The organism is Ekhidna sp. (assembly GCF_965228795.1).
Classification (GTDB): domain Bacteria; phylum Bacteroidota; class Bacteroidia; order Cytophagales; family Cyclobacteriaceae; genus Ekhidna.
On the sequence record NZ_OZ245839.1, the window covers coordinates 3656869 to 3683233 of the forward strand.

At 40.0% G+C, this 26365-nt stretch carries 28 protein-coding genes; 18 read left to right on the top strand and 10 right to left on the bottom strand.

Going from position 1 to position 26365, the window contains the following annotated elements; genetic code table 11:
* The first annotated feature begins 8 nt into the window (after positions 1-8).
* The 12 genes from ACQK2H_RS16390 (at position 9) to ACQK2H_RS16445 (ending at position 10787) form a co-directional block, all read left to right on the top strand.
* Positions 9-1652, top strand: a complete 1644-nt coding sequence (locus ACQK2H_RS16390; RefSeq protein ID WP_425392459.1) for an OstA-like protein — start codon at positions 9-11, stop codon at positions 1650-1652.
* Between the two features lie 56 nt (positions 1653-1708).
* Positions 1709-2515, top strand: coding sequence for an outer membrane protein assembly factor BamD (locus ACQK2H_RS16395; RefSeq protein ID WP_425392460.1), 807 nt, complete (start codon positions 1709-1711; stop codon positions 2513-2515).
* 10 nt (positions 2516-2525) lie between these two features.
* Positions 2526-2858, top strand: a complete 333-nt coding sequence (locus tag ACQK2H_RS16400; RefSeq protein WP_425392461.1) for a DNA-directed RNA polymerase subunit omega — start codon at positions 2526-2528, stop codon at positions 2856-2858.
* 10 nt (positions 2859-2868) lie between these two features.
* Positions 2869-4059 (top strand): bifunctional phosphopantothenoylcysteine decarboxylase/phosphopantothenate--cysteine ligase CoaBC, encoded by a 1191-nt coding sequence (coaBC, locus tag ACQK2H_RS16405; RefSeq protein WP_425392462.1) that lies wholly within the window; start codon positions 2869-2871, stop codon positions 4057-4059.
* A complete protein-coding gene (locus tag ACQK2H_RS16410; RefSeq protein WP_425392463.1) occupies positions 4056-4943 on the top strand; it encodes a DUF4835 family protein in 888 nt (295 codons plus the stop codon). The genes coaBC and ACQK2H_RS16410 overlap by 4 nt, the downstream gene beginning before the upstream one ends.
* 27 nt (positions 4944-4970) lie before the next feature.
* A complete protein-coding gene (gene recN / locus ACQK2H_RS16415; RefSeq protein ID WP_425392464.1) occupies positions 4971-6623 on the top strand; it encodes a DNA repair protein RecN in 1653 nt (550 codons plus the stop codon).
* A gap of 45 nt (positions 6624-6668) precedes the next feature.
* Positions 6669-7043, top strand: coding sequence for a hypothetical protein (locus tag ACQK2H_RS16420; protein WP_425389432.1), 375 nt, complete (start codon positions 6669-6671; stop codon positions 7041-7043).
* The gene (locus ACQK2H_RS16425) at positions 7040-7975 is read left to right on the top strand and encodes an IS3 family transposase (protein ID WP_425392465.1); all 936 of its coding nucleotides are present in this window, start codon (positions 7040-7042) and stop codon (positions 7973-7975) included. Before ACQK2H_RS16420 ends, ACQK2H_RS16425 begins: the two co-directional genes overlap by 4 nt.
* 84 nt (positions 7976-8059) lie before the next feature.
* A complete protein-coding gene (locus ACQK2H_RS16430) occupies positions 8060-8461 on the top strand; it encodes an endonuclease domain-containing protein (RefSeq protein WP_425392466.1) in 402 nt (133 codons plus the stop codon).
* A gap of 48 nt (positions 8462-8509) precedes the next feature.
* Entirely contained in the window at positions 8510-9322 is an 813-nt protein-coding gene (locus ACQK2H_RS16435) for an enoyl-ACP reductase FabI (RefSeq protein WP_425392467.1), read from the top strand.
* A gap of 115 nt (positions 9323-9437) precedes the next feature.
* A complete protein-coding gene (gene ispE / locus ACQK2H_RS16440; protein ID WP_425392468.1) occupies positions 9438-10238 on the top strand; it encodes a 4-(cytidine 5'-diphospho)-2-C-methyl-D-erythritol kinase in 801 nt (266 codons plus the stop codon).
* 18 nt (positions 10239-10256) lie between these two features.
* Positions 10257-10787, top strand: a complete 531-nt coding sequence (locus tag ACQK2H_RS16445) for a hypothetical protein (RefSeq protein ID WP_425392469.1) — start codon at positions 10257-10259, stop codon at positions 10785-10787.
* A 30-nt stretch (positions 10788-10817) separates the two neighbouring features.
* On the opposite strand, the gene ACQK2H_RS16450 is transcribed toward ACQK2H_RS16445, so the two are convergent.
* From ACQK2H_RS16450 to ACQK2H_RS16465, 4 genes are read right to left on the bottom strand one after another with little or no spacing between them, the layout of a single operon-like run.
* The gene (locus ACQK2H_RS16450) at positions 10818-11618 is read right to left on the bottom strand and encodes a queuosine precursor transporter (RefSeq protein ID WP_425392470.1); all 801 of its coding nucleotides are present in this window, start codon (positions 11616-11618) and stop codon (positions 10818-10820) included.
* Positions 11608-12531, bottom strand: a complete 924-nt coding sequence (locus ACQK2H_RS16455; RefSeq protein ID WP_425392471.1) for a ribonuclease Z — start codon at positions 12529-12531, stop codon at positions 11608-11610. The genes ACQK2H_RS16450 and ACQK2H_RS16455 overlap by 11 nt, the downstream gene beginning before the upstream one ends.
* A 3-nt stretch (positions 12532-12534) precedes the next feature.
* Positions 12535-12906, bottom strand: a complete 372-nt coding sequence (locus ACQK2H_RS16460; protein ID WP_425392472.1) for an STAS domain-containing protein — start codon at positions 12904-12906, stop codon at positions 12535-12537.
* 5 nt (positions 12907-12911) lie between these two features.
* Entirely contained in the window at positions 12912-13850 is a 939-nt protein-coding gene (locus tag ACQK2H_RS16465) for a phosphoribosylaminoimidazolesuccinocarboxamide synthase (RefSeq protein ID WP_425392473.1), read from the bottom strand.
* Positions 13851-13898: 48 nt separating this feature from the next.
* On the opposite strand from ACQK2H_RS16465, the gene ACQK2H_RS16470 reads away from it, so the two are divergent.
* On the top strand, positions 13899-14714 hold the full coding sequence (locus tag ACQK2H_RS16470; RefSeq protein WP_425392474.1) for an alpha/beta fold hydrolase: 816 nt from the start codon (positions 13899-13901) through the stop codon (positions 14712-14714).
* Between the two features lie 349 nt (positions 14715-15063).
* Here the strand turns inward: ACQK2H_RS16470 and ACQK2H_RS16475 are convergent, their stop codons facing one another.
* The 3 genes from ACQK2H_RS16475 to ACQK2H_RS16485 form a co-directional block, all read right to left on the bottom strand.
* Positions 15064-15222: a hypothetical protein gene (locus ACQK2H_RS16475; RefSeq protein WP_425392475.1), complete on the bottom strand. Its 159-nt coding sequence runs from the start codon at positions 15220-15222 to the stop codon at positions 15064-15066.
* A gap of 179 nt (positions 15223-15401) precedes the next feature.
* Positions 15402-16409 (bottom strand): 3-oxoacyl-ACP synthase III family protein, encoded by a 1008-nt coding sequence (locus ACQK2H_RS16480; protein ID WP_425392476.1) that lies wholly within the window; start codon positions 16407-16409, stop codon positions 15402-15404.
* 111 nt (positions 16410-16520) lie between these two features.
* Positions 16521-18068: a hypothetical protein gene (locus tag ACQK2H_RS16485; RefSeq protein ID WP_425392477.1), complete on the bottom strand. Its 1548-nt coding sequence runs from the start codon at positions 18066-18068 to the stop codon at positions 16521-16523.
* 249 nt (positions 18069-18317) lie between these two features.
* On the opposite strand from ACQK2H_RS16485, the gene ACQK2H_RS16490 reads away from it, so the two are divergent.
* From ACQK2H_RS16490 to ACQK2H_RS16500, 3 genes are read left to right on the top strand one after another with little or no spacing between them, the layout of a single operon-like run.
* On the top strand, positions 18318-18872 hold the full coding sequence (locus tag ACQK2H_RS16490; protein ID WP_425392478.1) for an RNA polymerase sigma factor: 555 nt from the start codon (positions 18318-18320) through the stop codon (positions 18870-18872).
* A complete protein-coding gene (locus tag ACQK2H_RS16495; RefSeq protein WP_425392479.1) occupies positions 18865-19383 on the top strand; it encodes a hypothetical protein in 519 nt (172 codons plus the stop codon). The genes ACQK2H_RS16490 and ACQK2H_RS16495 overlap by 8 nt, the downstream gene beginning before the upstream one ends.
* Positions 19355-20416, top strand: coding sequence for a hypothetical protein (locus tag ACQK2H_RS16500; protein ID WP_425392480.1), 1062 nt, complete (start codon positions 19355-19357; stop codon positions 20414-20416). Before ACQK2H_RS16495 ends, ACQK2H_RS16500 begins: the two co-directional genes overlap by 29 nt.
* Before the next feature lie 39 nt (positions 20417-20455).
* Here the strand turns inward: ACQK2H_RS16500 and ACQK2H_RS16505 are convergent, their stop codons facing one another.
* On the bottom strand, positions 20456-21520 hold the full coding sequence (locus tag ACQK2H_RS16505; protein ID WP_425392481.1) for an NAD(P)H-dependent glycerol-3-phosphate dehydrogenase: 1065 nt from the start codon (positions 21518-21520) through the stop codon (positions 20456-20458).
* Complete coding sequence (locus ACQK2H_RS16510) at positions 21498-23171, bottom strand: 1-acyl-sn-glycerol-3-phosphate acyltransferase (protein WP_425392482.1); 1674 nt, start codon at positions 23169-23171, stop codon at positions 21498-21500. Before ACQK2H_RS16510 ends, ACQK2H_RS16505 begins: the two co-directional genes overlap by 23 nt.
* Positions 23172-23334: 163 nt before the next feature.
* On the opposite strand from ACQK2H_RS16510, the gene ACQK2H_RS16515 reads away from it, so the two are divergent.
* A complete protein-coding gene (locus ACQK2H_RS16515) occupies positions 23335-24309 on the top strand; it encodes a polyprenyl synthetase family protein (protein ID WP_425392483.1) in 975 nt (324 codons plus the stop codon).
* On the opposite strand, the gene ACQK2H_RS16520 is transcribed toward ACQK2H_RS16515, so the two are convergent.
* Positions 24310-25050 (bottom strand): tryptophan-rich sensory protein, encoded by a 741-nt coding sequence (locus tag ACQK2H_RS16520; protein ID WP_425392484.1) that lies wholly within the window; start codon positions 25048-25050, stop codon positions 24310-24312.
* A 103-nt stretch (positions 25051-25153) separates the two neighbouring features.
* Here ACQK2H_RS16520 and ACQK2H_RS16525 point away from each other — a divergent pair, with 103 nt between their 5' ends.
* Entirely contained in the window at positions 25154-26341 is a 1188-nt protein-coding gene (locus ACQK2H_RS16525) for a phosphoglycerate kinase (protein ID WP_425392485.1), read from the top strand.
* Positions 26342-26365 lie beyond the last annotated feature (24 nt).

Below are 26365 nucleotides of genomic sequence, written 5' to 3' on the forward strand. Positions count from 1 at the left end.
TTTGCCAGATGCGGAAGTTACTTCAATTCACCTTCGTTTTATTTGTTTTGATCCTGTCAGCCCTGAGTGCAAACGCCCAAAAGGTCGATCGGATCAAATACAAAGCTGAAGATTTATTCGAATTTCGTAAAAATGGTGAGAAAATAAGAAGGCTTATTGGCAATGTGGTATTTGCTCAGAAGACTACCACCATGTACTGTGATAGCTCTTACTACTATGTCGAAGATAATGTCATGGAAGCATTTGGTAGAGTTAAAATCATAGACGATTCAGTAACAATCACTTCAGATCGGCTCATATATGATGGGCAGACACGAACCGCTCAATTAAGGGATAATGTGATTTATACCAAGGCAGACCAACGTCTAACCACCAATTTTCTGGACTATAACATGGATACAGAAATTGGCAATTACTACAATGGCGGAAAGCTGAAAGACTCTGTAAATGTCCTGACAAGTGAAACAGGATACTATTACGGCTTACAGAAATATGCCTTATTTTGGGATGATGTGGTTCTTGTAGCTCCAGATTATACTTTAAAATCTGATACGCTGAGATATAATACACGCCCAAAAATTGCCATCACTGAAGGAAAAACTACCATAATAACTGAAGACGAATCGATTCTACATGCCAAGGGTGGTACATTTCGTACACAAATCGATCAGTCAGAGTTTATCGATGGGACAGTTGAAACCACGGATTACTTTATGGAGGGTGATGAACTGTTCTTTGACGATCTCAAAAAATATTATGACGCCAAAGGAAATGTAAAGCTCACCTCAAAGGAAGATGATGTCGTTATAACAGGAGAAAAGGGCTATGCGGATAAAGCAAATGGCATTAGCAAAGTATACGGCAATGCCTTGATGCGAAGGTTTCTCGAAAGAGATACACTATACCTGGCTGCTGACACCCTCGTCTCAATTGAAAGTGATTATGATTCTGCCAAGAGAATCCTGGCCTATCACAACGTACGAATATGGAAAAGTAACCTTCAGGGGTTGGCAGATTCAGCGGCTTACTTCCTGCAAGATTCCATGCTATACTTCTATCAGGATCCAATCTTCTGGAATCTCAAGAATCAACTGGAAGGTGACACCATTAAGATGAATGTTACGGAGAAGGAAATCAAATCGATGACACTTTTACAGCAGGCATTCTTAGCAACAGAAGACACCCTCAAAAATTACAATCAAATTAAGGGGCGAACCATGAAAGCCCTCTTTGTCAAATCACAGATCAACAGAATTTATGTGAATGGTAATGGCGAAAGCATTTATTATGTGCTTGATGAGGATGACCCTTACAACATCATCACCCTGGGAATGAATCGCATTCTTTGCAGTGATATGACCATCCGATTTAAAAATGAGGAGCTTGATAACATCTCATTCTACATCAAACCTGAGGCACGGTTTATTCCCCCTCATGAGTTAACTGAGGAAGTCCAAAAACTACAAGGGTTTGAATGGAGAGGTGAACAAAGACCGGAGCTAAAAGATCTGTTTACAGACTTTCAAAGAGAGATAAAAGAAGAAGATGAAAACCTTCCAAAACTGCCGCCAAAAGAGAAAATCAATTTAGAGAAACGCACCAAGGGAGAAGGCGAATTGTTAAAATCCCTTAAAGAAGGCGGTAAAAGGTAAACCCTTGTTTTCGTTTAAGGTATAAGTCCTTAGTTTTGCCGACCTATTAAAAAATTATGAGGGAAGTTAGAATTCTGTTCTTGTTGATTACTGCACTTAGCATTGTTGGCTGTAGCAAATTTCGCAAGATCCAAAAAAGTGGAGATTGGAAAGTGAAATATGAAGCCGCACTGGCATATTACGAAGAGGAAGACTATCACAGAACAATCATTCTTTTAGAGGATATACTCCCAATCATCAAGGGTACGGAGGAAGCTGAACTTGCCAGCTTCTACCTTGCTTATAGCTACTATTATCAGAAACAATTCATCCTAAGTGCACATCACTTTGATGAGTTCGTTCGCATCTACGGAAGGTCTGACTATGTGATGGAGGCTGCATATATGCATGCTTACTCTCTGTTTATGCAATCTCCGGATTATCAATTGGATCAGACGGTGACTTACGAAGCGATCGCAGCAATGCAGAACTTCATCAATAAATATCCTTCATCAAAATATGCACCTGATGCTGATCGTATCATCGATGAAATGCAGGAGAAACTTGAAAAGAAAGCTTACGAGCAGTGTAAGCTTTACTATAAGTTGAGAAGATATAAGGCTGCACTTGTGGTCTATGATAATTTTGCTAATGATTTTCCAGATTCAGATTACAATGAAGAAGTTTCCTTTTTAAGAATTGAAACCTCCTTTGACCTTGCTAAAGAAAGTATTCCATCCAAGCAGGAAGAGCGATTTAGAAATACAATCGATCATTACCTGGCCTTTATAGATAAATATCCGAATAGTAAATTTTTAAAAGATGCTGAGAAAATTTATGCGGAAAGCATCGAAGAAATAACTAAATTTGCGGATTCAAAATAAAAATAGCGATATGCAGCAAATAAATCCATCAATCATCACAAGAGACAATCAGGACATTCTTGAGCCTAGTGGCAATCTATATGAGTCTTTGGTGATCATCGCTAAGCGAGCACGACAAATAAGCGCTAATCAGAAAGAAGAACTTAATGCCAAACTTGCAGAGTTTGCATCTTCTGTAGACAATTTGGAGGAGATTTTTGAAAACAGAGAGCAAATTGAAATTTCTAAATTCTACGAGCGCATGCCTAAGCCTACAACGATGGCAATCGAGGAGTTCTTGAATGGTGAATTAAATTTCAGATTACCAGAAGAAGAAGACGACTCTCGCTCAGATTTAGCATAAATTAGTCGCCATGTTGGCGGGTAAGAAAATATTATTAGCGGTTTGTGGGTCAATAGCGGCCTATAAAACCGCTTTTTTTGTGCGTTTACTGAAAAAAGAGGGCGCTGAGGTCAAAGTAATCATGACTGAAAGCGCAAAGGATTTCATTACACCCCTAACTCTCGCCACACTTTCTAAAAACCCGGTCTATTCCGAATACTTCGATGAGAATAGCGGCGAATGGCATAATCACGTAGAACTAGGCATGTGGGCTGACTTGATGCTTATAGCGCCACTAAGCGCCAACACCCTCGGCAAAATGGCCAATGGCATTTGTGATAACCTGCTTTTGGCCACCTATCTATCTGCTAAATGCCCTGTAATGGTTGCGCCAGCAATGGATTTGGACATGTACCAACATCCAACCACTCAGGAGAACCTTAAGAAACTTCAATCGTTCGGTAATGAAGTAATCGAGGCACGTGATGGAGAACTGGCAAGCGGATTATCCGGTCAGGGTAGAATGGCAGAACCAGAGGAGTTACTTGAAATCTTAAAAAAAAAGTTAACTAATTCAGAAGCTTTGAAAGGAAAGAAAGTGCTAATCACTTCCGGACCCACTTTTGAAGCTATTGATCCCGTAAGGTTTATTGGAAATCATTCTTCAGGCAAGATGGGTACAGCGATCGCAAATGCATTTAAAAACACGGGTGCAGATGTAGTGGTTGTTTCAGGCCCTGCTGACCATTTTCCTCATACTAGTGAAGTCATCAAAGTGCAATCTGCAGAGGAGATGCTGAAAGAAACCGAGAAAAGGCATCATGAAGCTGATGTGGTGGTATTCTCCGCCGCTGTATCCGACTATCGGCCAAAAGATCCGGCCAAGGAAAAAATCAAGAAAAACGATGACAGCCTTCAATTAGAGCTAATAAAAAATCCTGACATTGCTGCTACCCTCGGAGAAAAGAAAAAACATCAGTATCATGTCGGGTTTGCCCTGGAAACCAACAACGAATCGGTCAATGCAAGGGAAAAGCTAAAGAAGAAGAATTTCGACCTAATTGTACTCAATTCACTCAATGACAGTGGTGCCGGATTTCAAAAAGACACGAACAAAGTGACCTTCTTCGATAAGGACAATAACGAACAAAAATTTGAGTTGAAGAGTAAGGTCGAAGTAGCGCAGGATATTGTTGATTACGTCATAAAAAAGCATTCATGAGGTTTTTTGGATTAGTTCTGGTCTTAATAACTATTTATTCACACGCACAAGAACTCAATTGCCGTGTGATTGTAAATGCCCAACAAATACAGACCACTGAGCGTGCAATTTTCACTGAGATGGAAAATGAGTTTGCTCAGTTTCTAAATACCACCAAGTGGACCAACGATGAATTTCAGGAAGAAGAAGTCATCAACTGCAATATCGTAATCACCATGACTGAAATGCCAAGTGTTGGTGTTTTCAAAGCTTCTGTCCAGGTTTTATCAAGTCGTCCGGTCTACGGTACGAGCTACGAATCAGTAATTATGAATTTTGCTGACCGGGATTGGGACTTTGAGTATGTACAATCACAGCCACTCCGGTTCAATGAAAACACTTTCACAAGCAATATCACCTCCTTGCTGGCTTACTACGCGTATATGGTGCTGGGCTTTGATTACGACACCTTTTCTGAAATGGGTGGAGCACCTCATTATCAGAAAGCTTTTCAAATCGTTAACAATGCACAGCAAACCAATTATACAGGCTGGCAGCAATTCAACAGTGTCAGAAATAGGTATTGGCTGATTGAAAATATCCAAAACCCACAACTGGAGCCCATTCGCAAGGCTCTTTACACCTATCACCGAGAAGGCCTTGACATCATGGCGGAAGACCGTGAACAAGCAGAGAAAAATATATTAGCGTCATTATCAGAAATTCAGAAAGCAAACAGGGCTAGACCAAGATCCATTTTGACCATAGCTTTTATGGATGCCAAGTCAGGTGAATTGATTCAAATTTTCAAAGAATCCAATCTTGCGACACGCCGACAAGCTTACAATCTGCTAAGCAACATCGATCCCTCAAGAACGGATGAATATAAGGCATTGATTGACTAGTCTCTGACATATCTTTGTGACCCATTTATGATCAAGTCACTCCAGATAAAGAATTACGCACTCATCCAGGATTTGGAGATGTCTCCTTCTCCCCGATTGAATATCATCACCGGTGAAACAGGTGCTGGTAAATCGATCATGCTGGGTGCTGTTGGGTTGTTGCTTGGTAAGAGAGCAGATACCAAAGTTTTGCTGGATGAAAATCAGAAATGTATAGTAGAGGGGACATTCGATATTTCATCCTACTCGCTTCAAAAAATATTTGAAAAGGAAGACCTTGATTACGAAGCAGAATGTGTCATCCGAAGGGAAATAAGCCCATCAGGAAAGTCGCGAGCTTTCGTTAATGACACTCCTACCAACCTGAGTACGCTTAAAACCATCGGTGAAAAACTGATGGATGTACATTCTCAACATGAATCACTTCAGCTGGGCAACAATACTTATCAGTTAAATGCCTTAGATGCTTTTGCAGCTCACCCTGAACTACTTACTTCTTATTACGCTGCTTTTCAAACGTATGCATCTGCTAAAAAAACCCTGGAAAAACTTGAATCATTGGCAGCACAAAGTGCGGAGGATGCTGATTATAAGCAGTTCTTGCTAAATGAATTACAAGAAGCAAAACTTGATGATTTAGATCAGGAAGAACTAGAAAAGGAACTGGAAGTACTTGAAAATTCAGAAGATATCAAGCTGAAACTATCTCGAACGATCCATATGCTGGATGAATCTGAAGTAGCAATTGTGCAGCAGCTTAATGAAGCGAAATCCTTACTGCACACAATAGCATCGTTTTCTAAGGATCTGGAGGAATTAAGTGCTCGTGTGGAAAGTGCATCTATTGAGCTTGCTGACATTTCCAATGAGATGCAGCGAGTGCAGGATAAAGTTGAACATGACCCTGAAAAGATTCAGGAATTAAAAGATCGGCTGGATTTATTGTACCGTTTACAGAAAAAACACTCGGTATTGACGGTGGATGAGTTAATCAAAATCCGAGATAATCTGGATCAAGGGCTGAGTCAGGTCGCAAACCTTGACAATGAAATTTTGAAAGCAAAAAAGGAGTTGACCGAAGCTGAAAAAGTGATGCATGAACATGGCAACAAACTTTCAGAATCAAGAAAACTCTCGGCACTGAATTTTTCTGATGAGATGGAAAAAATCATTCATCAGATTGGCATTGAAAATGGCACAGTAGAGATTCGGGTCCATCCTGCAGAGCCATCCCAAAACGGGCTGGATACAATAGAAATGCTATTCAGTGCGAATAAAGGCATCAAACCTCAGGAATTAAAAGAAGTAGCATCCGGTGGTGAGTTTTCACGATTGATCTTTGCGGTGAAATACTTGATTGCAGACAAGACTGCCATGCCTACCATTATTTTTGATGAGATTGACACTGGTGTGTCCGGTGAGGTTGCGCTTCAAATGATTCGCATGATGAAGCATATGTCTCGAAACCATCAAGTAATTAGTATTAGTCATTTACCTCAATTTGCTGCAGGGGGTGATGCCCATTATTTTGTTTACAAAGACCACACCTCAGACCGGTCTGTAAGTCGAATTAAGAAATTAGCGGATGAAGATCGGGTTACCGAGATTGCAAAAATGATTGGAGGAGAAAATCCGGGAGCTTCAGCTGTTGAAAGTGCGAAGGAGCTTTTACAATTATAAGGATTTGTCTTGTCCTGAAATAGGTTTACACAATTTAAGTGTAAAATGAGAATAAAAACAGGAAGCCGTATTTATCGGAGTGATTCAGAGAAACTACGAATAATACAAGAAGTACTATCAGGTAAACTAAGTAAGGAAGCAGCTCAGCGCAAGTATGGAATTAGAGGTCATAGCGCCATCACCAACTGGATGCGTAGTTTTGGGATGAAGGAGCCATTAAAAGCCCGTGTCTATATGTCCAAACCAAATAAGAAACAGGAGCATCCTGAAGATTTATCTGCAAGAATTAAGGAACTAGAAGAAGCGCTGAAGTTAGCTGAGCTAAAGTCAGAAGCTTATTCAAAGATGATTGACATAGCCGAGGAGAAGTTTTCATTGAAGATCAGAAAAAAGTTGTCCACCAAACAGTCAAAATCATGAAACAAGTCTATCCATCAGTGGGGCTGGATTGTATTTGTGGACTGTTTGGTATGAGTAGGCAATCCTACTATCAATACCAGGCAAGAAGCAGATCATTGGAATCCACTCACCAGCAGATACTTCAGTTAGTTTTAGAGCAACGGGCATTACACCCACATTTGGGAGGTAGGAAGCTCTTTCATATGCTCCAGTCGGATTTTGATCGATTAGGTATCCGCATAGGCAGAGATGCTTTTTTTGATCTACTTTCCAGCCATCACTTGCTGATTAAGCGAAAAAAACGTCGAGTATCGACGACCAACTCCAGGCACTGGTTTAGGAAGTATCCTAACTTGATTAAAGGACTGGATATTCAAAGCGTTAATCAGGTATGGGTCAGTGATATTACCTATTGGAAGTGGAGAGATCGCTTCCATTACATCTGCCTCATCACCGATGCTTACAGTCGAAAAATAGTAGGTTATGAGTTATCTGATAATCTGGAAGCCATCAATAACCAGCGAGCATTACACATGGCAATCGAAAGCCAACCTGAACCTTTAAGAGGCTTAATCCACCATTCAGATCGAGGAATCCAGTACTGCAGTCAAGAATATGTGGACATGTTATCCGCTAGAGGTATACTTATCAGCATGACTGAAAATAGAGATCCATTAGAAAATGCCATTGCTGAACGAATCAATGGAATACTCAAAGAAGAATATCTTAACCATTATGAAGTGGAAAACATGGCTCAAGCCAGAGAACTTTTAAGCTGTGTAGTGAACCGCTACAATCAAGGAAGACCTCATCTAAGCTGTGGTATGAAGACTCCAGATCAGGTTCACTCTACAAATAGTAAGCCCAAACCTCTCTGGAAGAATTATTGGAAAAATACAACTGTCAACATAAAACAGGACTACAATCAAACTGTCAACATATGTCAGGATTAACTATGTTTAACTGTAAACTTATTTTAGGACGATACAATTCCCCCTTTATAAAGGGGGTCAGGGGGTTGTATATTTACTTGGCCAATGAAAATACATTACAATCCTAAATTAAAAGCTTTATCACGTGAACTTAGAAATAACAGCACCTTGTCTGAGGTTTTGTTATGGAATGAATTGAAATCCAGAAAGATGTATGGGTATCAATTTATGAGACAAAAACCCATTCTTAATTACATAGTTGATTTCTTTTGTAGTAAACTTAGCCTGGTAATAGAAATAGATGGAGATTCGCACAATTCTGAGGATGCAGTGAAGGCGGATCAGGCTCGACAAGAAGAAATTGAAAAGTTGGGGATTCATTTTCTACGGTTTGAAGATCTGGATGTAAAACACAACATGTCAAATGTTTTGAGAACCATTGAAAGTTTTATATTAGAATTTGAAGATAAGAACAACCCCCCGTCCCCCTTTTCTAAGGGGGAGTAGTTCTTAAAGAAAGCAGGGGGGTATTTATGAAAACTGAAATAAAATACTATGTCACATAATCTACTGAAAGGAAAAAGAGGGATCATCTCCGGAGCGTTGGATCAGAATTCAATCGCATGGAAAGTTGCTGAAAAAGCATATGAACAAGGAGCTACATTCACATTGACAAATGCCCCTATCGCAATGCGAATGGGTGAGATCAATAAACTGGGAGAGCAATGTAATGCAGAGATCATTCCTGCAGATGCTACCTCAATGGAAGATCTTGAAAATCTCTTCACGAAATCTCGGGAAACACTTGGAGGTAAAATCGATTTCGTGTTGCACTCCATCGGAATGAGCCCTAATGTTAGAAAAGGAAAAGATTATGGAGATCTGAACTACGACTGGTTCCAAAAAACATTAGATGTTTCTGCATTGAGTTTTCATAAAATGATGCAGACCGCAGAAAAACTGGACGCAATGAATGAATGGGGATCCATCCTTGGTCTTTCATACATTGCTGCGCAACGAACCTTCCCGGACTATTCCGATATGGCACAGGCAAAAGCATTGCTTGAATCCATCGCCAGAAGCTATGGCTATCGCCTGGGAGTAAGCAAAAAAGTACGCGTAAATACCATCTCTCAGTCTCCTACGATGACCACAGCAGGTTCCGGGGTGCCTGGCTTTGACGTATTCTTTAATTATGCGGATAAAATGTCACCGCTTGGAAATGCGGATGCCGAGAGCTGTGCAGACTATTGCATAACTATGTTCTCAGACCTGACACGTATGGTGACCATGCAAAATCTGATGCACGATGGAGGATTCTCTACTTCGGGTATCACCGAGGCAATGGTAGAGGAGCTCAGCAAGTAAAATTCAGTGTCATTCTGAGCCTGCCTGTCGGCAGACAGGTGCAGCGAAGAATCTTTTTGAATAGAAGATAGATTCTTCAATTCGTTCAGAATGACATCTTAATATTATCCATTCTATGATCACCTTCCCAAACGCAAAAATCAATCTTGGACTCAACATAGTGAGCAAGCGGGAAGACGGTTATCACAACATTGAAAGCTGCTTCTATCCTATTCCCTGGCACGACTGTTTGGAGGTGATAGAGGCAGCTGCTTTTGCTTTTTACAGTTATGGACTGGAAATCCCCGGTGATGCATCGAAGAATCTATGCGTAAAAGCCTTTGAGCTTTTAAAGTCGGATTTTGACATTTCTCCGGTAGAAATTCACCTTCTTAAAAACATTCCTATGGGAGCCGGACTTGGGGGTGGCTCAGCCGATGGCGCATTCACCCTAAAAATGCTCAATAGGCTTTTTGAATTAGGTCTTTCAACAGACACCCTTAGAAATTATGCTTTGAAGCTTGGTAGCGACTGTCCATTCTTCATTAAGAATCAACCGGCTATTGCCAAAGGTCGCGGAGAGCAACTAGAGACAATTGAACTGGATCTATCAGGCTTCCATTTAGCGATCCATAATCCGAACATCCATGTTTCCACGAAAGAAGCCTATTCGGGTGTCACTCCTAACCCATCGAAAATTGAAATTTCAGAATTGATTGGAACACCAATTTCCACCTGGAAAAATTCTCTTCATAACGATTTTGAAAAATCTATTTTCCCTAATCATCCGAATATACAGCAGCTAAAACAAGACATGTATGAGTCTGGAGCTATCTATGCTTCAATGACAGGAAGTGGCAGTACCGTGTTTGGGCTATTTGACACTAAACTAAATCAAAGTGTTAAGTGGAAATGGCTGTCTCTTAATAACGATTAAACTTAATGCCATTAGAGCATGTATAAATATATTTTCTATACGCTTTTGGCTGTTGTTTTCACATTTCTCATTCATGAGTTTTCTCATTGGATTATGGGGGAGTTTCTAGGATACGAAATGAGGATGACATTAAATAAGGTTTATCCTAACTATGGCAAATACAACAAAGATTGGCATTACACAATTATCAGTTTTGTGGGGCCACTAATAACACTAGTACAAGCAATAATTTACTATCTAGTTATTAGCCGAAATAATAATAAGAACTTTTTCCCATTTCTTTTTACCTGCTTTTATCTGGAATTGCTATCAGGAATTATGAATTATCGTAACCCTAATGACTTAGGAAGAATTGGCACGTCGCTAAACATGGGCTTGTTTACATTACCAACAGTGTTTACCTCCCTCCATTTTCTCATGCTACTATCTATAGCAAAGAAAAAAAAGTATAAATTGAAATTCGTGGTAAAAACGCTTCTTTTGGTTATCCTATTCTCATCGATTTGGATCTTAACTAATCAGTTTTATCATGTTGTCATCATTGCATGAATGCTATCATTAGCTAAAACTATTTACAGCCTATCGGATCGACTTTCCCACAAACCCACTCTGACTAGCCTCTTCTTTCATTCGATCCGCCTCTTCTTTGCCCAGGTACCGGTCAATCAGGAAATGACCAAGATAAATTAACGGTGTAAGCGCGATAGCGACAATAAACTTGTAGATATAGTTTAGCGATCCAACGGAGATTACTTGTGAGAAATCCCACCGGTTTTCGGCAGGTGCCAGGATGTAAAAAGCAATCGTCAGAACAACAAAACTATCAATCAGCTGAGAGATCAATGTAGAGCCGGTAGCCCTTAGCCATATCATCTTCTCACCGGTGATCTTTCTAAGTCGCTGAAAGACTACCACATCAAGCAACTGACCGATTAAAAAGGCGATAATCGAACCTATAATGATTCCTAAGCCTTGGGTAAAAACCTTATTGAATGCATAATTGACATTGAAATAATTACCATCAGGATCGGAATTATTTACTTCCAACCAGAAGCCGGCAGGACTCAGCTTTGTTACTAACCAAATCATTAAAAACGCATAGGATATACACCCTACAGCAATAAAACTGATCTTACGAACTCCAGCTTTTCCAAAATATTCATTAATAATGTCTGTGGTGATAAATACCACCGGCCAAATCATCACCCCCGCGGTAAGATTAAAATCCAGGGTATATCCCAAAATATCCAGATTCGCAGGTTGCAGGCCAAGTGTTTGCTCAAGTGAGAAAATCTTTACTCCAATTAATTCAGCAAGGATTGCATTGGTAAGAAAAATGGCCCCAAGGACTATGAATAGGTTTTGCCTTTTATTTCCCATCTACTACAAATTTGGTTCCTTCAATGGCTAACTCCGCCTTTGGAAAAATAGCTTTTGCTTCATTCAATATCGGATCGAGTTCTTTGTAGCGTGCTGAGAAGTGACCCAATACTAGTTTTCCTACTTCAGCATCTTTCGCAAATTGTGCAGCCTGCTCTGCAGTCGTATGAAACGTTTGAACCGCACGATCTTTCATATCATTCGCAAACGTGGCTTCATGGTAAAGTAAGTCAACTCCCTTTATAGTGTCCACTAATTCAGGTCGCAACCGAGTGTCCGAAAAGAATGCGTAACTAAAACTTGGGTTAGGGTCAAGCGTCAACAGTTTATTCTCATATTTTATTGATTCATCTTCATTTAGAATATCCTCTCCTTCCTTCAGCCGCACTATATCCAGGCTTGAAAGCTGGACTTCAGGTAACTTATTCCTATTGATCCTTCGTTTTTTGGGTTTCTCTTTGAATAAATACCCGGAACACGGCACCCGATGATCCATAGGTAGTGTTGTAACCGTATATTTTGGCGTTTCATGTACTATTTCAGATTCACCCGGAGTAAACTCCACATATTGAATGCGGAAATTCAGAGATGTTTCAGAGTGACGTAGTTGAAGTTGCAAAATCTCTTTCAGCCCTGGAGGACAAACTAGAAGTAAGTCTTTTTTGCGACCAAAAAGATGCATGGTAGATAAGAGGCCTATCAAACCAAAATAATGATCGCCATGAAGGTGTGATATGAATATGTGATCGATGCGGGAAAGCTTTACTTTATACCGCTTCATCAGCAGCTGAGTACCTTCCCCACAGTCAATCAAAAAGTGTTGTTCCTGAAGTTTGAATAATTGCGCCGTGTGATGTCGACGATGCGCAAACGCCGCAGAGTTAGATCCTAATATCAGTAGTTCAAGGCTCAACGTTTACTCAGCTGCACCTTGCCCTTTGTTGATAGTAGCCAATAAAACGGCATCAGCAGCCTCCTCTTGACTTGCTACAATATTCATTACTTTATCTAGCTGACTAATGGAGATCAATTTCATCACATGATCCGTAACATTATAAAGTACGAAAACACCGGTCTCACTAAATGATCGATTACCAACCAAAAGTGCACTTAGACCACTGGAATCTACATATTTCACATCTGCCATATCCACAATCAGGCTATTTACACCGTCCTGAGCCAGCTTCATAAACTCTGACTTCAATTCAGGGGCCATGGTAGAGTCTACCTTTTCCTGTTTAATCTTCGCTATTGAATAGTTTTCGTATTTGTCTACTGTAAATTCCATAATTCTTATTCTACTATTTGAGATATCGCGTCGTTAATTCGGGCTAATTTATCGGAGTATTCGTCTTTAACAAACTTTTCACCCGAGATGTTCTCATAAAGTTCAATGTATCTGTTGGAGATCATTTCTATTCGATCTTCCGGCATCTCAGGAATTTGTTGCCCGTCTTTTCCCTGAAAACCCTCTGATATCAACCATTGCCTTACAAATTCTTTCGAGAGCTGCTTCTGAGGCTCATTTTTAGCTAACAAATCAGCATATGGCTCAGCATAAAAGTAGCGTGAACTATCCGGAGTGTGCACTTCATCTATTAAATAGATTTCACCATCATACTTTCCGAATTCATACTTCGTATCAACCAGTATAAGTCCTCTCTTTTCAGCTATTTCGGTTCCTCTAGCAAACAACTTGCGTGTATAATCTTCTAGCTGGAGGTAATCCTTTTCTGAAACAATACCTTGCGCCAGTATCTCCTCTCTGGAAATATCCTCATCATGACCTTCGTCTGCCTTAGTGGTTGGCGTGATAATAGGCGTATCGAATCGTTGATTTTCGACCATTCCATCCGGCATTGGGATTCCACAAAGCATTCGTTTTCCATCACGATATTCCCTCCAGGCATGTCCTGTTAGATATCCACGGATGACCATTTCCACTTTAAAAGGTTCACACCTCTTTCCAAAGGTCACATTTGCATGAGGTGTTGATTCCACCCAGTTAGGCACAATATCCCTGGTCGCTGCTAAAAACTTAGCTGCAAGCTGATTTAACACTTGTCCTTTATAAGGAATTGGCTTTGGTAAAACCACATCAAACGCAGAAATTCGATCTGTTGCGATCATGGCCAGTTTATCGCCAAATTCGTATACCTCACGAACCTTACCGGTGTATTTTCCGGTTTGTCCTTTAAATTGAAAGTCGGTGGAAATGATGCCTTCTGACATAGAGGGCAAATATAGTCTGATGTATACGATTGGATTAGTGATCAACAGATGAAAAAAATCGCTTTTATTCTGATATTAGGATTTGCATGTCAGTTTCGGATAACTGACGAGAAGGCAAAAAAATCTGTAGATGCTGTTGAAATTCAATTCAACGATCTTTTAGTAGGTGACAGAAATATGCATTACGCATATATTGATCGTGGAAAATCAACACTCATCGTATTGATACATGGATCACCTGGTTCATGGAATGCATTCATTAATTTCTTTGAAAAAGACAGCTTGATAATGGACTTTGATATTCTAGCTGTTGATCGTCCTGGATTTGGAAATTCTGATTTTGGAGAACCAGAGCCATCTATCGAAAAGCAAGCGTTTTTAGTAAATGAAGTATTAAAGGAATTCCCATCTAAGAATAAAATCTTAGTCGGTCATTCTCTTGGAGGACCTGTAGCAGCTCGAATGGGAATGGATTTTCCCGATGATTATACAGGAATGATTCTGGTTGCCCCTTCAATAGATCCTAAACTAGAAGAAGATGAATGGTACAGGGATGCCATTGATACCAAAGTTGGTGCATTCTTCACTCCGAAGGAATTTGAGGTGAGCAATAGTGAAATTCTAACGCTTAGAAATGAATTGACGACAATGCTACCTCTTTGGTCAAAGATTAAAATAGAAACCATTGTTATTCAAGGAACGGCCGATTCTTTGGTGCCTAAAGAGAATGCTGATTTTGCCAAGCAGACGCTACCAGATTCGCTAATAGAAATCGTTTTATTGGAGGATGTGAATCATTTTATCCCCTGGACTCACCCGGAGGAGATAATAAAGGCCATCCGCCGACTGGCGGATAACCAATAGTCCATTATCCATAGCTAGACACTAAGTGTCTGTTCCATAAAAGTCTCGCATTTTTCACGGCTACCAATGTAAAGAATGCTATACCCCTTCTTCACCATCCAATCACCTGATTTAGATTTAGTCAATCGTATTTTATCATCATTGCCCCTTTTTGAGAATAACTTAAAAAAATTCATGGTGAGGTAGTTTAAATTGTATCTTTCAAATATTAAACATTAATATAACAATAATTATTGTGTTTAACCACTATTAATTGTTATTTTTTTAATAATTAATAGCATTGCTTCAAAAAAAAAGCAACACCCCGATAGAGATGCTGCCTTGGTGAGATTTTCATTATATGAACGAATTACATGGCGTGACTCATGTAGGTCTCACATTTGTCTTTAGACCCGATGTAAAGGACAGTTGATCCTTTTCGCACTACCCATTCACCCGGAGCTTCTTTTTTTAGTTTAAGCTGGTTTTCGTCTGTTGATTTCCCTAGTAGCGTTTTAACGAATTTCATCTTTGCTTTATGGTTATGGTTGATTTATACTTTGTTGAGAACAAATTTAACTATTCTAAGCGATTAATTGAAATAATTAAATAAGTTCTCGTTATAATACAATTAAAATTTAAACAAAGCCCTTTTTATCGATGAAATCGTATGATTTGTCCAATTTGAATGAAGAGTGATGCTTTAAGCTACCAACGAATTAATGCGGACGCCCAGGTAAATCCACTACCAAATGCTGCTAAGCACACCAGGTCACCATCCTTGATCTTGCCTTCCTGATATGCTTCACTCATAGCGATAGGGATTGAAGCTGCAGTGGTATTTCCATATCGCATAATATTATTATATACCTGATCATCGGATAAGCCCATTTTCTTTTGAACAAACTGGCTAATCCTCAAATTGGCCTGATGGGGTACAAGAAGACTAATATCTTCCGGTTTTTTATTGTTCGTGGCAAGTGCCTCCCCAATTACCTCCATGAATCTGGTGACAGCATGTTTAAAGACGAAATTTCCATTCATATATGGATAGTAGCTTGCATCTTCAGGATCATTTTCTTCAATGATTTCCGGAACCCACCTCGCTGTGTTTGGACCAATTAATGCCAGTTCTTCCGCATGCTTACCTTCAGAATGCAAATGAGTCGACAGGATACCTTTATCTGAATCTTCATTTCGCTGAACGACTGCTGCACCAGCTCCATCACCAAAAATGACGGTAACCCCTCTCCCACGCGTCGATTTTTCCAATCCACCGGAATGGTTCTCTGCTCCAATTACCAGTACATTCTTATACATTCCTGATTTCACAAACTGATCTGCCACAGAAAGGCCATAAACAAACCCTGAGCATTGATTACGTACATCTAGTGCCCCAATCTCTTTAATTCCAAGTTGGTCTTGTACCATCACCCCCGGACCCGGGAAATAATAATCTGGACTTAGTGTTGCAAAAATGATAAAGTCGATATCATCCGGAACAAGTCCTGCATTTTTAATGGCCATTCTGGCTGCTTTCGTTCCCATGGTAGATGGGCTGTCATCAGTAGCCGGATCTATCCATCTTCGCTCTTTTATACCGGTTCTTTCTACAATCCATTCATCACTGGTGTCCATCATTTTGGACAAGTCTTCATTGGTCACAACATTATCGGGTACATAATGTCCTAGACCTGCAATAATTGAGGTATACATGCTGTTTATTTTATCCTAATATAAGAAAGTGAGGCTGCTATCTCCTCTTCTTTTGAAAGAAATTAAACGTTAATTACTTGTAATGTTTATAATACAAGGAGACATCCTTGTCTAGTTTGGGCCACCGCCAATAAAAAAGTCTTTTATATAGGTCGTGTTTACACCTCCTGTTGCGTGTATTTCAAAATCTTCTAAATGAAGGATTTCTTTTGAATCGTCAATCTTGATCTCCACTTCATAAACATCATCCGCGTTTATGACCATTTCATAGCTGCCATCATCGCTGATAGCCGAGAAAAAATACATATCTGTGTATTCAACCGGACGGAAAAATATCCTTGCGTTTGTCACCGGCTTACCTTCTTCATCTAAAATTCTTCCTTTGATCTTAACAGTATGAATCTCCCAGAAAAAGAAAATATCATAGTCTCCAATGGTGTGCAGCCTATTCGATGTGAAATAGCCTGACATCTGATCATGATTTAATTTGAAATGGATTTCATCATCCGGAGAATTGATTGGGAACCCTAGATTTTCAGGCTCTGACCAGGATAAAGTAGCTGAATCGTATTCTGATTTAAATATGTCGTATCCTCCCATGGTTTCATGACCATCTGATGCGAAATACAAGGTTTTCTCATCTGGACTGAGATAAGGACTATCTTCATTGTATTCACTATTTATGGTAGTAGCAAAGAGAGCAGGTTTGCTCCAATTGCCTTTAGTCGGATCTTTGTAAGATTCAAACAGATCAAGATTGGGTTCATTCTTTGTGCCCACATTCTTAGCAAAAATGATCCGATCCTCATGCTCATTGATGAAGAAATGAGAGCTCAAATGAGTGGAAGATATTTTGCTATCAAACTCTTTCGGTGAGGACCACCCTGTCTTGCTATCAGTGGGCTCGCTGTAAAAGAGGTCACCTCCTTTATCAGTCCTAAACTGAAATAATCGTCCATCTTCGTCAACTACTTCAATGTTGGCATTATCTCTTTCAAAAACGCCTACATTATATATCACCGTTGGATCTGTCCACGATCGATCTCCTTTGTGTTTGGTATGATAAATCTGAAATTGATCCGGCTTGGTTTCATCTCTGTTTGATAAAAAAAGTAATTCTTCGTTCTCAGCAAAATAGACCGGACTTAGCTCCGCATTTTTAGTGTTGATTCCCTGCTCTAGTAAGTGTATCTCATAATAATTTGGATTATCCATGAACTCCTTGGCATTATTAGCCCAATTGATCCACCTTCTAGCCTCTTCCAGGATAATATCGCTTTTTTTGGCAGGTAGTTTTATGAATTTTTTAAGTGATTCTACGGCTTCCTCGAACTCATACTCTTTCATCTGAATTCGTCCTTTCCAATAATAATAGAACTTATCCCGCCGTGACATGATCTCTTCATAATCATTAAACGGCTGCATGTTTTCATACTGGGTAATGGAAAGAAGCTTACAGATTTCAATTTTGTATTGAATATCCTCATAGGCCGAGTCTATTTCCTGTATCTCCTGATATTGCGTGAGGGCCTCCGCAAATTTTTCGTCATAGAAAGCCTCCTCTGCATCACTAAACATTTTGAATATTCTTTGACCCATCAGGTCTGAACATACAATAATGGCACACATAGCAAATACTATACGAATAACTTTTCTCATATTCTCCAATAGTAACTGACGAACAAGTTTAAATAAATAACCCTAAACCTCTATAAGTAAATAAGTTAAATACTTAACATCTTCGACTAATTTTAATAAACTGTAAACGACTAACTGTGATTAATTGAAATGTGTTTCACTATAGGTTTGAGGATGCTAACTCTTTACACAGCAGTATCAAGATTTAATTCGAGATCAAATGCAACCCATTCAATTCGTCAAAGTCTTTTATGTGAACTAACCTGAAAATTGGAAGCAAACACGGTAAATATCCATGCTGATTTAATCGCAAGGTGCAGGAACGATGATCGCTCCGCTCAGTTTGAGATTTACAAACTGTACAATAAAGCGATGTTCAACACTGCGCTAAGGATTGCTGGTGGCCAGGATGACGCTGAAGATGTTTTGCAGGAAGCATTTGTCAGTGCATTTCAAAACCTGAATAGCTATCGAGAAGATGCCTCTTTTGGAGCATGGCTTAAAAGAATCGTGATTAATAAAGCGCTGAATCATGTACAGCGTGTAAAAAAAGACATGATGCTGGCGGAGGAAATAAAAGAAGAAGTGCATGAATTCGAACCGGAAAAGTCAGAACCAAACTATAGCATTGATCAGGTTAAACATGCGATGAAGGAATTACCTTCCGGATTCAGGACTGTACTTACTCTTTATTTATTTGAAGGGTATGACCACAAAGAAATTAGTGAAATACTGGGAATAACAGAATCAACATCTAAATCTCAGTATAAACGAGCAAAGGACAAGTTAAAAATGATTATAAGACAGGAGGTAAATTATGGGTGACCAGTTAGAGAAATTCATAATAGAGAACAGAGATGCTTTTGATGATGCTAGCCCATCAGAAAATGCATGGCAGCAGATTGATCGAAGATTGGATAAAAAATCATCCCTTTGGCCTCTCATGTGGAAAGTAGCTGCAGTCCTATTTATGGCATCTACTATTTATTTAATGATCGACAGAAATAGTGCTACCGTAGAGGATGGTCCGATCCTTAGTGAAGAATTCACGCAAGCAGAGGACTATTACGTTTCACTAATTTCACAGAAAAGGCAGTTGATTAAGGAGCAGTTGACTCCTGAACAGCACCAAGAATTTTTGGTAGAGATCGACCAACTAGACGCTATGTATGTAGAGCTTAAGAAAACCTACCAAACCAACGCTTCCAATGACCGGGTAATGGATGCAATGATCAGCAACCTGCAGCTGAGACTAGACATCCTCAACAAACAACTGGACATTTTACAAAGTATCAAAAACCAAAACAATGAAAACGACATATCGATTGAAATATAGACTATTAGCAGTATGCATGCTCCTGACCATTTTTGCTTGGGCAAAAGATCAGGATCAAAAGAAAAAACATGTAGAAAAAAACTATAAAGTAAGTACCACCACAAAGCTGGTAATTGAAAATAAGTTTGGTAAGGTCGAAATCAACTCCTGGGAGAAGAATGAATTCGACATTAAAGTTGAAATTATTGGCAAAGGAAGGAATGAAGAAAGAGCACAACGCATTCTGGATGCCATAGAAATAGACATTACCGAGAGTAGTTCTGAAATCATTTTTGAAACGGAAATTTCAAACAATAAAAACAAAAACGAAGAAGGATTTGAAGTCAACTATACCGTTTATATGTCTGAAAAAAATCCGCTGGAAGTCAAAAACAGCTTTGGTGACATTACCATGGGTGATCGAGGAAATGACCTGGATATCAGCGTCTCTTATGGATCAATGAAGGTGGGGGATGTTGCCGGGGATGCAGACATAAAGGTATCATTCGGTAACGGTAGCATCGGTAGAATCAACGATGCTGAAGCAACTATCAAATACAGCAATTTTGAAGTCGAGCAAGCCAATATTCTGGATTTAACTCAAGGATTTTCAGATGTGGAAATCGGTGAGGTCAATGACCTGGAGCTGGAAAGTAAATATGGCAAAGTAGAAATTGAAAAAGCAGGGAAAGTAGACGCTGATGCTCACTTTACCGGCTTTGAAATAGAAGAACTTACAGGCAGTTTGAAGCTGGACTGCAGCTACTTAGGTGATTTCAGAATCGATAAACTTGCTAAAACGTTCACATCCATAGATATCGACGGGAAATTTGGGTCCTACGAAATCGGATTGGAAGAGGGAGTCAATGCTGACATAAATGCTGAGTTTTCATTTGCTGATCTGAAAATCTCATCTGATGTAGACGCCACATTTAATTATAGAGTAAAAGAATCGAATAGAAGTACCTACAAAGGAAAAATTGGAAAGGGTGATCCGAACAAAATCATTCGCGTCGACTCCAGCTATGGAAATCTGAGACTAAAAATGGACTAAGAAAATATACAAAATAGCCGCCCAAGTGGGTGGCTTTTTTTATGTTTCAATGAAGTCAATCTCAGCTCTAAATGGAAAGCTCATCAGATAGGTATGAGCTTCCTGAATGGTCATTTCATCATGGATGATTCGATATAAGGTCTCCGTAATTGGGCACCTCACTTTATAGGACTCAGCCAGTTGATTTACAATATTGATGGTCTTGATCCCCTCCGCTACCTCCTCCATTGATTCGATAATTTCATCCAACTTCTCGCCTTGCGCCAATCGAAATCCAACCGTAAAGTTACGGCTTAAATTAGATGTACAGGTAGCAATCAAATCCCCTACTCCTGCTAAGCCCAGAAAAGCTTGTGCATTTCCACCTAGTGCTTTGCCAATGTAGACCATCTCTACCAGTCCCCGACTTATAAAAAGTGATTTGGCATTTTCCCCCAGATCCATTCCGGCAATGGTTCCGGCACCTACAGCAATGATATTTTTCAGAATACCACACAGCTCTATTCCTATCAGGTCACGGCTACCATAAATCATGAATCGATCATTTTTTAAGAGTCGCTGACCAATACGCACGACTTCATCAAAATGGGATGCCACTACTGATGCAGCAGGCTTACGCTGATCCAGTTCTCTGGCCAGATTAGGTCCTGCCAGGCATCCCACACGCAAAACAGATGTTTCTTCCTTGATTACTTCTGAAATGGTCTTAACATGCTCCCGCGTAAGCGGATTACTGCTAGATATTTTTTGTTTCTTAGGCACAAACAAGTCGAACCCCTTTGTTCCATGAATCAGCACATGGTAGGGCTTAAGATGAGGCGCCAACTTTATCACCATGTCCCTGAAATTAGCCGAAGGCACCATTGGGAAAATGATTTCACATTGCTGCGGCACCTCTTCCAGGTTATTGGTGACTTCTATATTATCATGGAGCTTTTGTCCGGAGCTGACTCGCTCTTTTGCAATCTTTTTTGTTTTTTCAGGGTCCCTCACATACAAGATCACTTTGGAGTTATTCTCAGCCAGAATATTGGCTACTGCCGTACCGAAACTTCCGGCACCAATAACCCCTACTACCTCTTTAGATGTACTTTTCGAGTCCATATCCATTCATTCTATTGTGGTAGTAGTATAAAGTGTTCGTGTCCTGCACAATGATCTTATCACCCTTTTTGATCAATGGTCTTTGGTCGTGGTATAAACCAACGTTTTGCAGTCCATGTTCGATCGCATCACTTGCACGTTTTTTCATATGGTCAGCCATATCTACCTGACCTTTTTTATGAATTTTCTCAAGCCTTGTTCGCAGTTTTTTGAAGTTACTTTTAAACGCTTCGTAATCAAGGATCAAATCTTCGTCCGGCAGGCGCAGTACGTGGTAAAGATCTAGTTTCGGATTTTTCCTTTCCAACATTTTGAAGGCAACAAATGCTACCAAATGACTTGCAAATACGCGATTGTATTTATGGTACTCCTCAATAATTCGCTTGGAGAGAACTCTCACGTACTCCTTTTCACGTTGAGCATCGAAAGTGATTTTCTGCTCCCTAAGAAAGTAGTCCCTTACGTGAATGGGGTTTCCATTTTTATCAAAACTCTTCCCATCATTATCAACATAATTCCCAAGAATATCCATTCCCCTTCCAATATTCACTGAAATATCAGATCCTTTTGCAAAGAACTTGAACATGAAAGTTCCCAGCTTGTAGGATGTGGAAAACTCGTCTGCCTCTACGTAATAGCGCTCCCTTCCCGTTCGCTTCAGATACTCACGAATCAACGATGGGGCCTCAAGTGTAAAGTGATAGTTGATTACAACCGGAACAATGAAGATTTTACGCACGTCAGCTCCCTCTTCCGCTTTTAGATAAAGCTCTCTTTGTGCTTCAATGGCGGTTCCCAATAAACCCGTTTTAAGAGTGGTCTCAATTTCTCCGGACCTGGAACGTGTACCACCAGGAAAAAACAAAGAATGACAACCTCGTTTGATTGCGTTTCTGGAGTAGGTCTTTAGCGTTTCTAAATAAATCAGATTTTTCTTCCTCCTATCCACTTTATAGGCACCAAGACTATTCATAAAGTAGGCTAGAATTTTGATGTTGAATAGGTTAAGTCCGGCACCATAGATAAAAGGAGGTAATCCCAGGTGCTGAATAGCCCAACCAATCAGAATAGAATCCAGGTTGCTAAAATGTGTTGGCACCATTACTACAGTGCCTTTTTTAGCCAATGACCGAATATGCTCCGTTTCGCCGATTACATGAATCTTATCTTCAAGATCCAACTGACGGCTAAAAAGCGACATCAGCCCTTTCACTCGTGCAGCATTGAGCAGTCTGGCGAAACCAAATGTTATGAATCTTTGTGCAAAGCGATAGGCAGATTTCTTGAAATTCCCGGCAATTTCATCCGTGTACCGACTAATTATTTCTAGTATAAGCTTTCTTTCCTGTTCACGTGCTTTCTCCTTTTCGTCCGGGTTTATATCTAATAATCTAGCCTGAATACTTTTCCAGTATACTTTTTCATCAGGGGGATCTACACGCCAAGGATTGGCTTTCATTCGTAGCTTTTCTCTATGAATGGTCGTTTCAATTTCCTCCCTTAGCGACCCATTTTTAATGTTAGTAAGATGCTCATAGGTTTCATCCGCCACTTCATCTATAAATTCCTTCCTGTCTCTGGACAATTTTACAATTGGCCATTCGCTCTTGTCAGGAACAATTTCCGAATATCTTACTTTCTTTCTACCCATTTACCTCTTTTAGAAATTGGCGGAAAGATAGTTCTTACTAGAAAAATATTGTTTGATTAATCGGAAAGGTTGTCTTTCAAACATTTTAGCTAAACACATTTTTTTAAATGTAGTGGTAAGAATACCTTTCTAAAAGCTCAACATCAGTATTATTGCATCCGAAATGGCCCTAAGCTTAAAAAACATCCAGGCACCAGTATCCGCTGAGATGGAAGCGTTTGAAAAAAAATTCAGACAATCCATGAAAAGTAAGGTGATGCTTCTCGATAAGATCACAGGCTATATAGTGAGAAGAAAGGGAAAACAAATGAGGCCTCTGTTTGTGTTTCTTAGCGCGGGTGCAACAGGGCAGATTTCTGAAGCCACCTATCGGGGTGCCTCGCTTATTGAGTTACTGCACACAGCAACGCTCGTGCATGATGATGTGGTAGATGATTCCGATATGCGAAGAGGTTTTTTCTCCATTAATGCACTTTGGAAGAATAAAATTGCTGTTTTGGTTGGCGATTTCTTATTAGCAAAAGGGATGCTTCTATCGATGGAAAACGACGACATTGACCTGCTTAGAATCACCACTGAACCTGTGAAGGAGATGAGTGAGGGCGAATTACTTCAAATGGCCAAGGCAAAAACGCTCGATATAACAGAGGATGTATACTATCAGATCATAAGGCAAAAAACAGCTAGCTTAATTAAATCTTGCTGTAAAGTGGGGGCATGCTCTGCTGAAGCAGATGAAGAAACCATTGAGAAAATGGGAGAGTTTGGCCTTGCTGTGGGTATGGCTTTTCAAATCAAAGATGACTTATTTGATTATGGAACATTCGAAATCGGAAAGCCAAGAGGGATTGATATCAAGGAAAAGAAAATGACATTACCATTGATATATGCCTTAAATAAAGCATCCAAACTAGAAAAGAGAAGAATCAAGCGACTAGTAAAGAGAGCTGAGAAAAAGCCGAAACTTGTAAATGAAGTAATCGAATTTGTTAAAGTGTCAGGTGGAATTGAGTATGCCATTTCTGTAATGGAAGATTTTCACCAAAAAGCCAAAGACATTCTCCAAACCCTTCCGGAATCCGCTTACCGAAATTCATTGGAGGATTTGGTTCAGTTCACCATCGAACGAACGAAATAGTCATTTGAAGACTACACTTCGGATTCCTTCAATTATTAGTATTACCAGTACCAAAATCATAACTGCAGCAGCGGCTCCAGCGACTTCCGGAGTATCGGCTTGCTTTTCTGTAATTCCATAAGCTGCCCATGCCACCACTCCTCCAAAAATCGGATCACGATACCTGATCACCATTACAGTAGCGATAGCTCCTGCTAGCGCCAGCTCGACAAACACCCAAACTGTTTTTGTCATGATCCAATTATCCATCCCAATCACAGACTGCTCAACGCTGATATTAGCTAAGGTTGCGACCGTGATCCATCCGAAATAGAGACTAAAAGGCACTCTGACAAATAGTTTATTTCGAAATCCGCTAATCTTTCCGGGTAAAACGTGCCTGTAAATTCCAATGAGAGAGCCTAAAATCACCCCCATTAAGACTAGCGCCAATGTAATCAGCTCATAGTGCCATGCAAAAATCCAGAGTGTATTTGCCGTACAGTTTACAACGAAGTGTCTATTGATTCGATCAAAGGTTTTATCCTCCCGGTTGCGAGGTAAGTATTGATAAATCACATAAGCTATCAAAAAAACATAGATGACACCCCAAATTGAGAAAGTAAATCCAGCAGGTGTAAAAAGTGTTGGATATGCTTCAGACACCTCCCCTGTAGTTCGACCACCAATTGGCAGGTAATTGGCTAGGAAATTAACGATCAATACGACAACCAGGGAAATGACCGGAATAATTCTTGACATGCTGCAAATTTACTCGACCAAACCATTACTAAAACGAATTGTTTGTCGACCCTCTAATTCATAGATGCTTCTTATGTTTGCGATCTCAAAAAACGAGCATAGCATGAAGACCATCGATGATTACAATTTTGAAGGAAAACGAGCATTAATCCGAGTTGACTTTAACGTTCCATTGAATGAGGATATGGAAGTGACAGATGAAACCAGAATCAATGCTGCTATACCTACATTAAAAAAGATTTTAGGCGATGGTGGTGCATGCGTATTAATGTCTCATCTGGGCAGGCCAAAGAATGGGCCGGAAGATAAATTCTCTCTACGCCACATTATTCCCAACTTGAGTGAAAAGCTAGGGGTGGAAGTGAAGTTTGGAGGTGATTGTATTGGTGAGTCCGCCAGCGAACTATCAAAACAACTGCAAGGTGGTGAAGTGCTATTACTGGATAATGTTAGATTTTATAAGGAAGAGACAGTAGGAGATGAAGGCTTTGCCGAAAAACTTTCGAAACATGGAGACATATATGTAAATGATGCATTCGGGACTGCACACCGAGCGCATGCATCTACAACGGTCGCTGCTAAGTATTTTAACGAGAAATGCTGTGGATATGTAATGAGTGCCGAGCTTGAAAATGCTCAAAAGGTTTTGGAGAAAGCAGAGAAGCCTTTTACAGCCATTATGGGAGGTGCTAAAATCTCCGATAAGATCATGATCATCGAGCAGCTGCTGGATAAGGTGGATCACCTGATCATTGGTGGTGGTATGAGCTATACATTCTTCAAAGCAATGGGTGGTCAAATCGGCAACTCGCTTGTTGAAGAAGACAAGCTTAGCTTAGCGAAAGAGTTGATTTTAAAAGCAAAAGAAAAAGGTGTTGACCTTCAGCTACCAAAAGACTCCATCGTAGCTGATAATTTCAGCAATGATGCCAACACTCAAACTTCAGACAATCATGCCATCCCTGAAGGACACATGGGATTGGATATTGGCCCAGAATCAAGAGAGGTCTTTTCCAAAATCATTGAAAACTCAAAAACCATCCTTTGGAATGGCCCAATGGGTGTATTTGAGATGAGCAATTTTGCTGCAGGTACCAATACCATTGCACAAGCAGTGGTAAAAGCCACTGAGAAAGGAGGCTTCTCACTGATCGGTGGAGGTGATTCTGCTTCTGCAGTAAATAATCTGGGTTATGGCGATAAAGTATCCTACGTTTCTACCGGAGGTGGCGCATTACTTGAGTACATGGAAGGCAAGGTGCTTCCGGGGGTTGCAGCTTTGGAAGGGTAAACACTCAATGAACACCCCTGTAGT

Bases quoted from the DNA above. Each gene is read 5' to 3' on its own strand.
- ACQK2H_RS16390 (WP_425392459.1), top strand. From the start codon at position 9: ATGCGGAAGTTACTTCAATTCACCTTCGTTTTATTTGTTTTGATCCTG.
- ACQK2H_RS16395 (WP_425392460.1), top strand. From the start codon at position 1,709: ATGAGGGAAGTTAGAATTCTGTTCTTGTTGATTACTGCACTTAGCATT.
- ACQK2H_RS16400 (WP_425392461.1), top strand. From the start codon at position 2,526: ATGCAGCAAATAAATCCATCAATCATCACAAGAGACAATCAGGACATT.
- coaBC (WP_425392462.1), top strand. From the start codon at position 2,869: ATGTTGGCGGGTAAGAAAATATTATTAGCGGTTTGTGGGTCAATAGCG.
- ACQK2H_RS16410 (WP_425392463.1), top strand. From the start codon at position 4,056: ATGAGGTTTTTTGGATTAGTTCTGGTCTTAATAACTATTTATTCACAC.
- recN (WP_425392464.1), top strand. From the start codon at position 4,971: ATGATCAAGTCACTCCAGATAAAGAATTACGCACTCATCCAGGATTTG.
- ACQK2H_RS16420 (WP_425389432.1), top strand. From the start codon at position 6,669: ATGAGAATAAAAACAGGAAGCCGTATTTATCGGAGTGATTCAGAGAAA.
- ACQK2H_RS16425 (WP_425392465.1), top strand. From the start codon at position 7,040: ATGAAACAAGTCTATCCATCAGTGGGGCTGGATTGTATTTGTGGACTG.
- ACQK2H_RS16430 (WP_425392466.1), top strand. From the start codon at position 8,060: ATGAAAATACATTACAATCCTAAATTAAAAGCTTTATCACGTGAACTT.
- ACQK2H_RS16435 (WP_425392467.1), top strand. From the start codon at position 8,510: ATGTCACATAATCTACTGAAAGGAAAAAGAGGGATCATCTCCGGAGCG.
- ispE (WP_425392468.1), top strand. From the start codon at position 9,438: ATGATCACCTTCCCAAACGCAAAAATCAATCTTGGACTCAACATAGTG.
- ACQK2H_RS16445 (WP_425392469.1), top strand. From the start codon at position 10,257: ATGTATAAATATATTTTCTATACGCTTTTGGCTGTTGTTTTCACATTT.
- ACQK2H_RS16450 (WP_425392470.1), bottom strand. From the start codon at position 11,618: ATGGGAAATAAAAGGCAAAACCTATTCATAGTCCTTGGGGCCATTTTT.
- ACQK2H_RS16460 (WP_425392472.1), bottom strand. From the start codon at position 12,906: ATGGAATTTACAGTAGACAAATACGAAAACTATTCAATAGCGAAGATT.
- ACQK2H_RS16465 (WP_425392473.1), bottom strand. From the start codon at position 13,850: ATGTCAGAAGGCATCATTTCCACCGACTTTCAATTTAAAGGACAAACC.
- ACQK2H_RS16470 (WP_425392474.1), top strand. From the start codon at position 13,899: ATGAAAAAAATCGCTTTTATTCTGATATTAGGATTTGCATGTCAGTTT.
- ACQK2H_RS16475 (WP_425392475.1), bottom strand. From the start codon at position 15,222: ATGAAATTCGTTAAAACGCTACTAGGGAAATCAACAGACGAAAACCAG.
- ACQK2H_RS16480 (WP_425392476.1), bottom strand. From the start codon at position 16,409: ATGTATACCTCAATTATTGCAGGTCTAGGACATTATGTACCCGATAAT.
- ACQK2H_RS16485 (WP_425392477.1), bottom strand. From the start codon at position 18,068: ATGAGAAAAGTTATTCGTATAGTATTTGCTATGTGTGCCATTATTGTA.
- ACQK2H_RS16495 (WP_425392479.1), top strand. From the start codon at position 18,865: ATGGGTGACCAGTTAGAGAAATTCATAATAGAGAACAGAGATGCTTTT.
- ACQK2H_RS16500 (WP_425392480.1), top strand. From the start codon at position 19,355: ATGAAAACGACATATCGATTGAAATATAGACTATTAGCAGTATGCATG.
- ACQK2H_RS16505 (WP_425392481.1), bottom strand. From the start codon at position 21,520: ATGGACTCGAAAAGTACATCTAAAGAGGTAGTAGGGGTTATTGGTGCC.
- ACQK2H_RS16510 (WP_425392482.1), bottom strand. From the start codon at position 23,171: ATGGGTAGAAAGAAAGTAAGATATTCGGAAATTGTTCCTGACAAGAGC.
- ACQK2H_RS16515 (WP_425392483.1), top strand. From the start codon at position 23,335: ATGGCCCTAAGCTTAAAAAACATCCAGGCACCAGTATCCGCTGAGATG.
- ACQK2H_RS16520 (WP_425392484.1), bottom strand. From the start codon at position 25,050: ATGTCAAGAATTATTCCGGTCATTTCCCTGGTTGTCGTATTGATCGTT.
- ACQK2H_RS16525 (WP_425392485.1), top strand. From the start codon at position 25,154: ATGAAGACCATCGATGATTACAATTTTGAAGGAAAACGAGCATTAATC.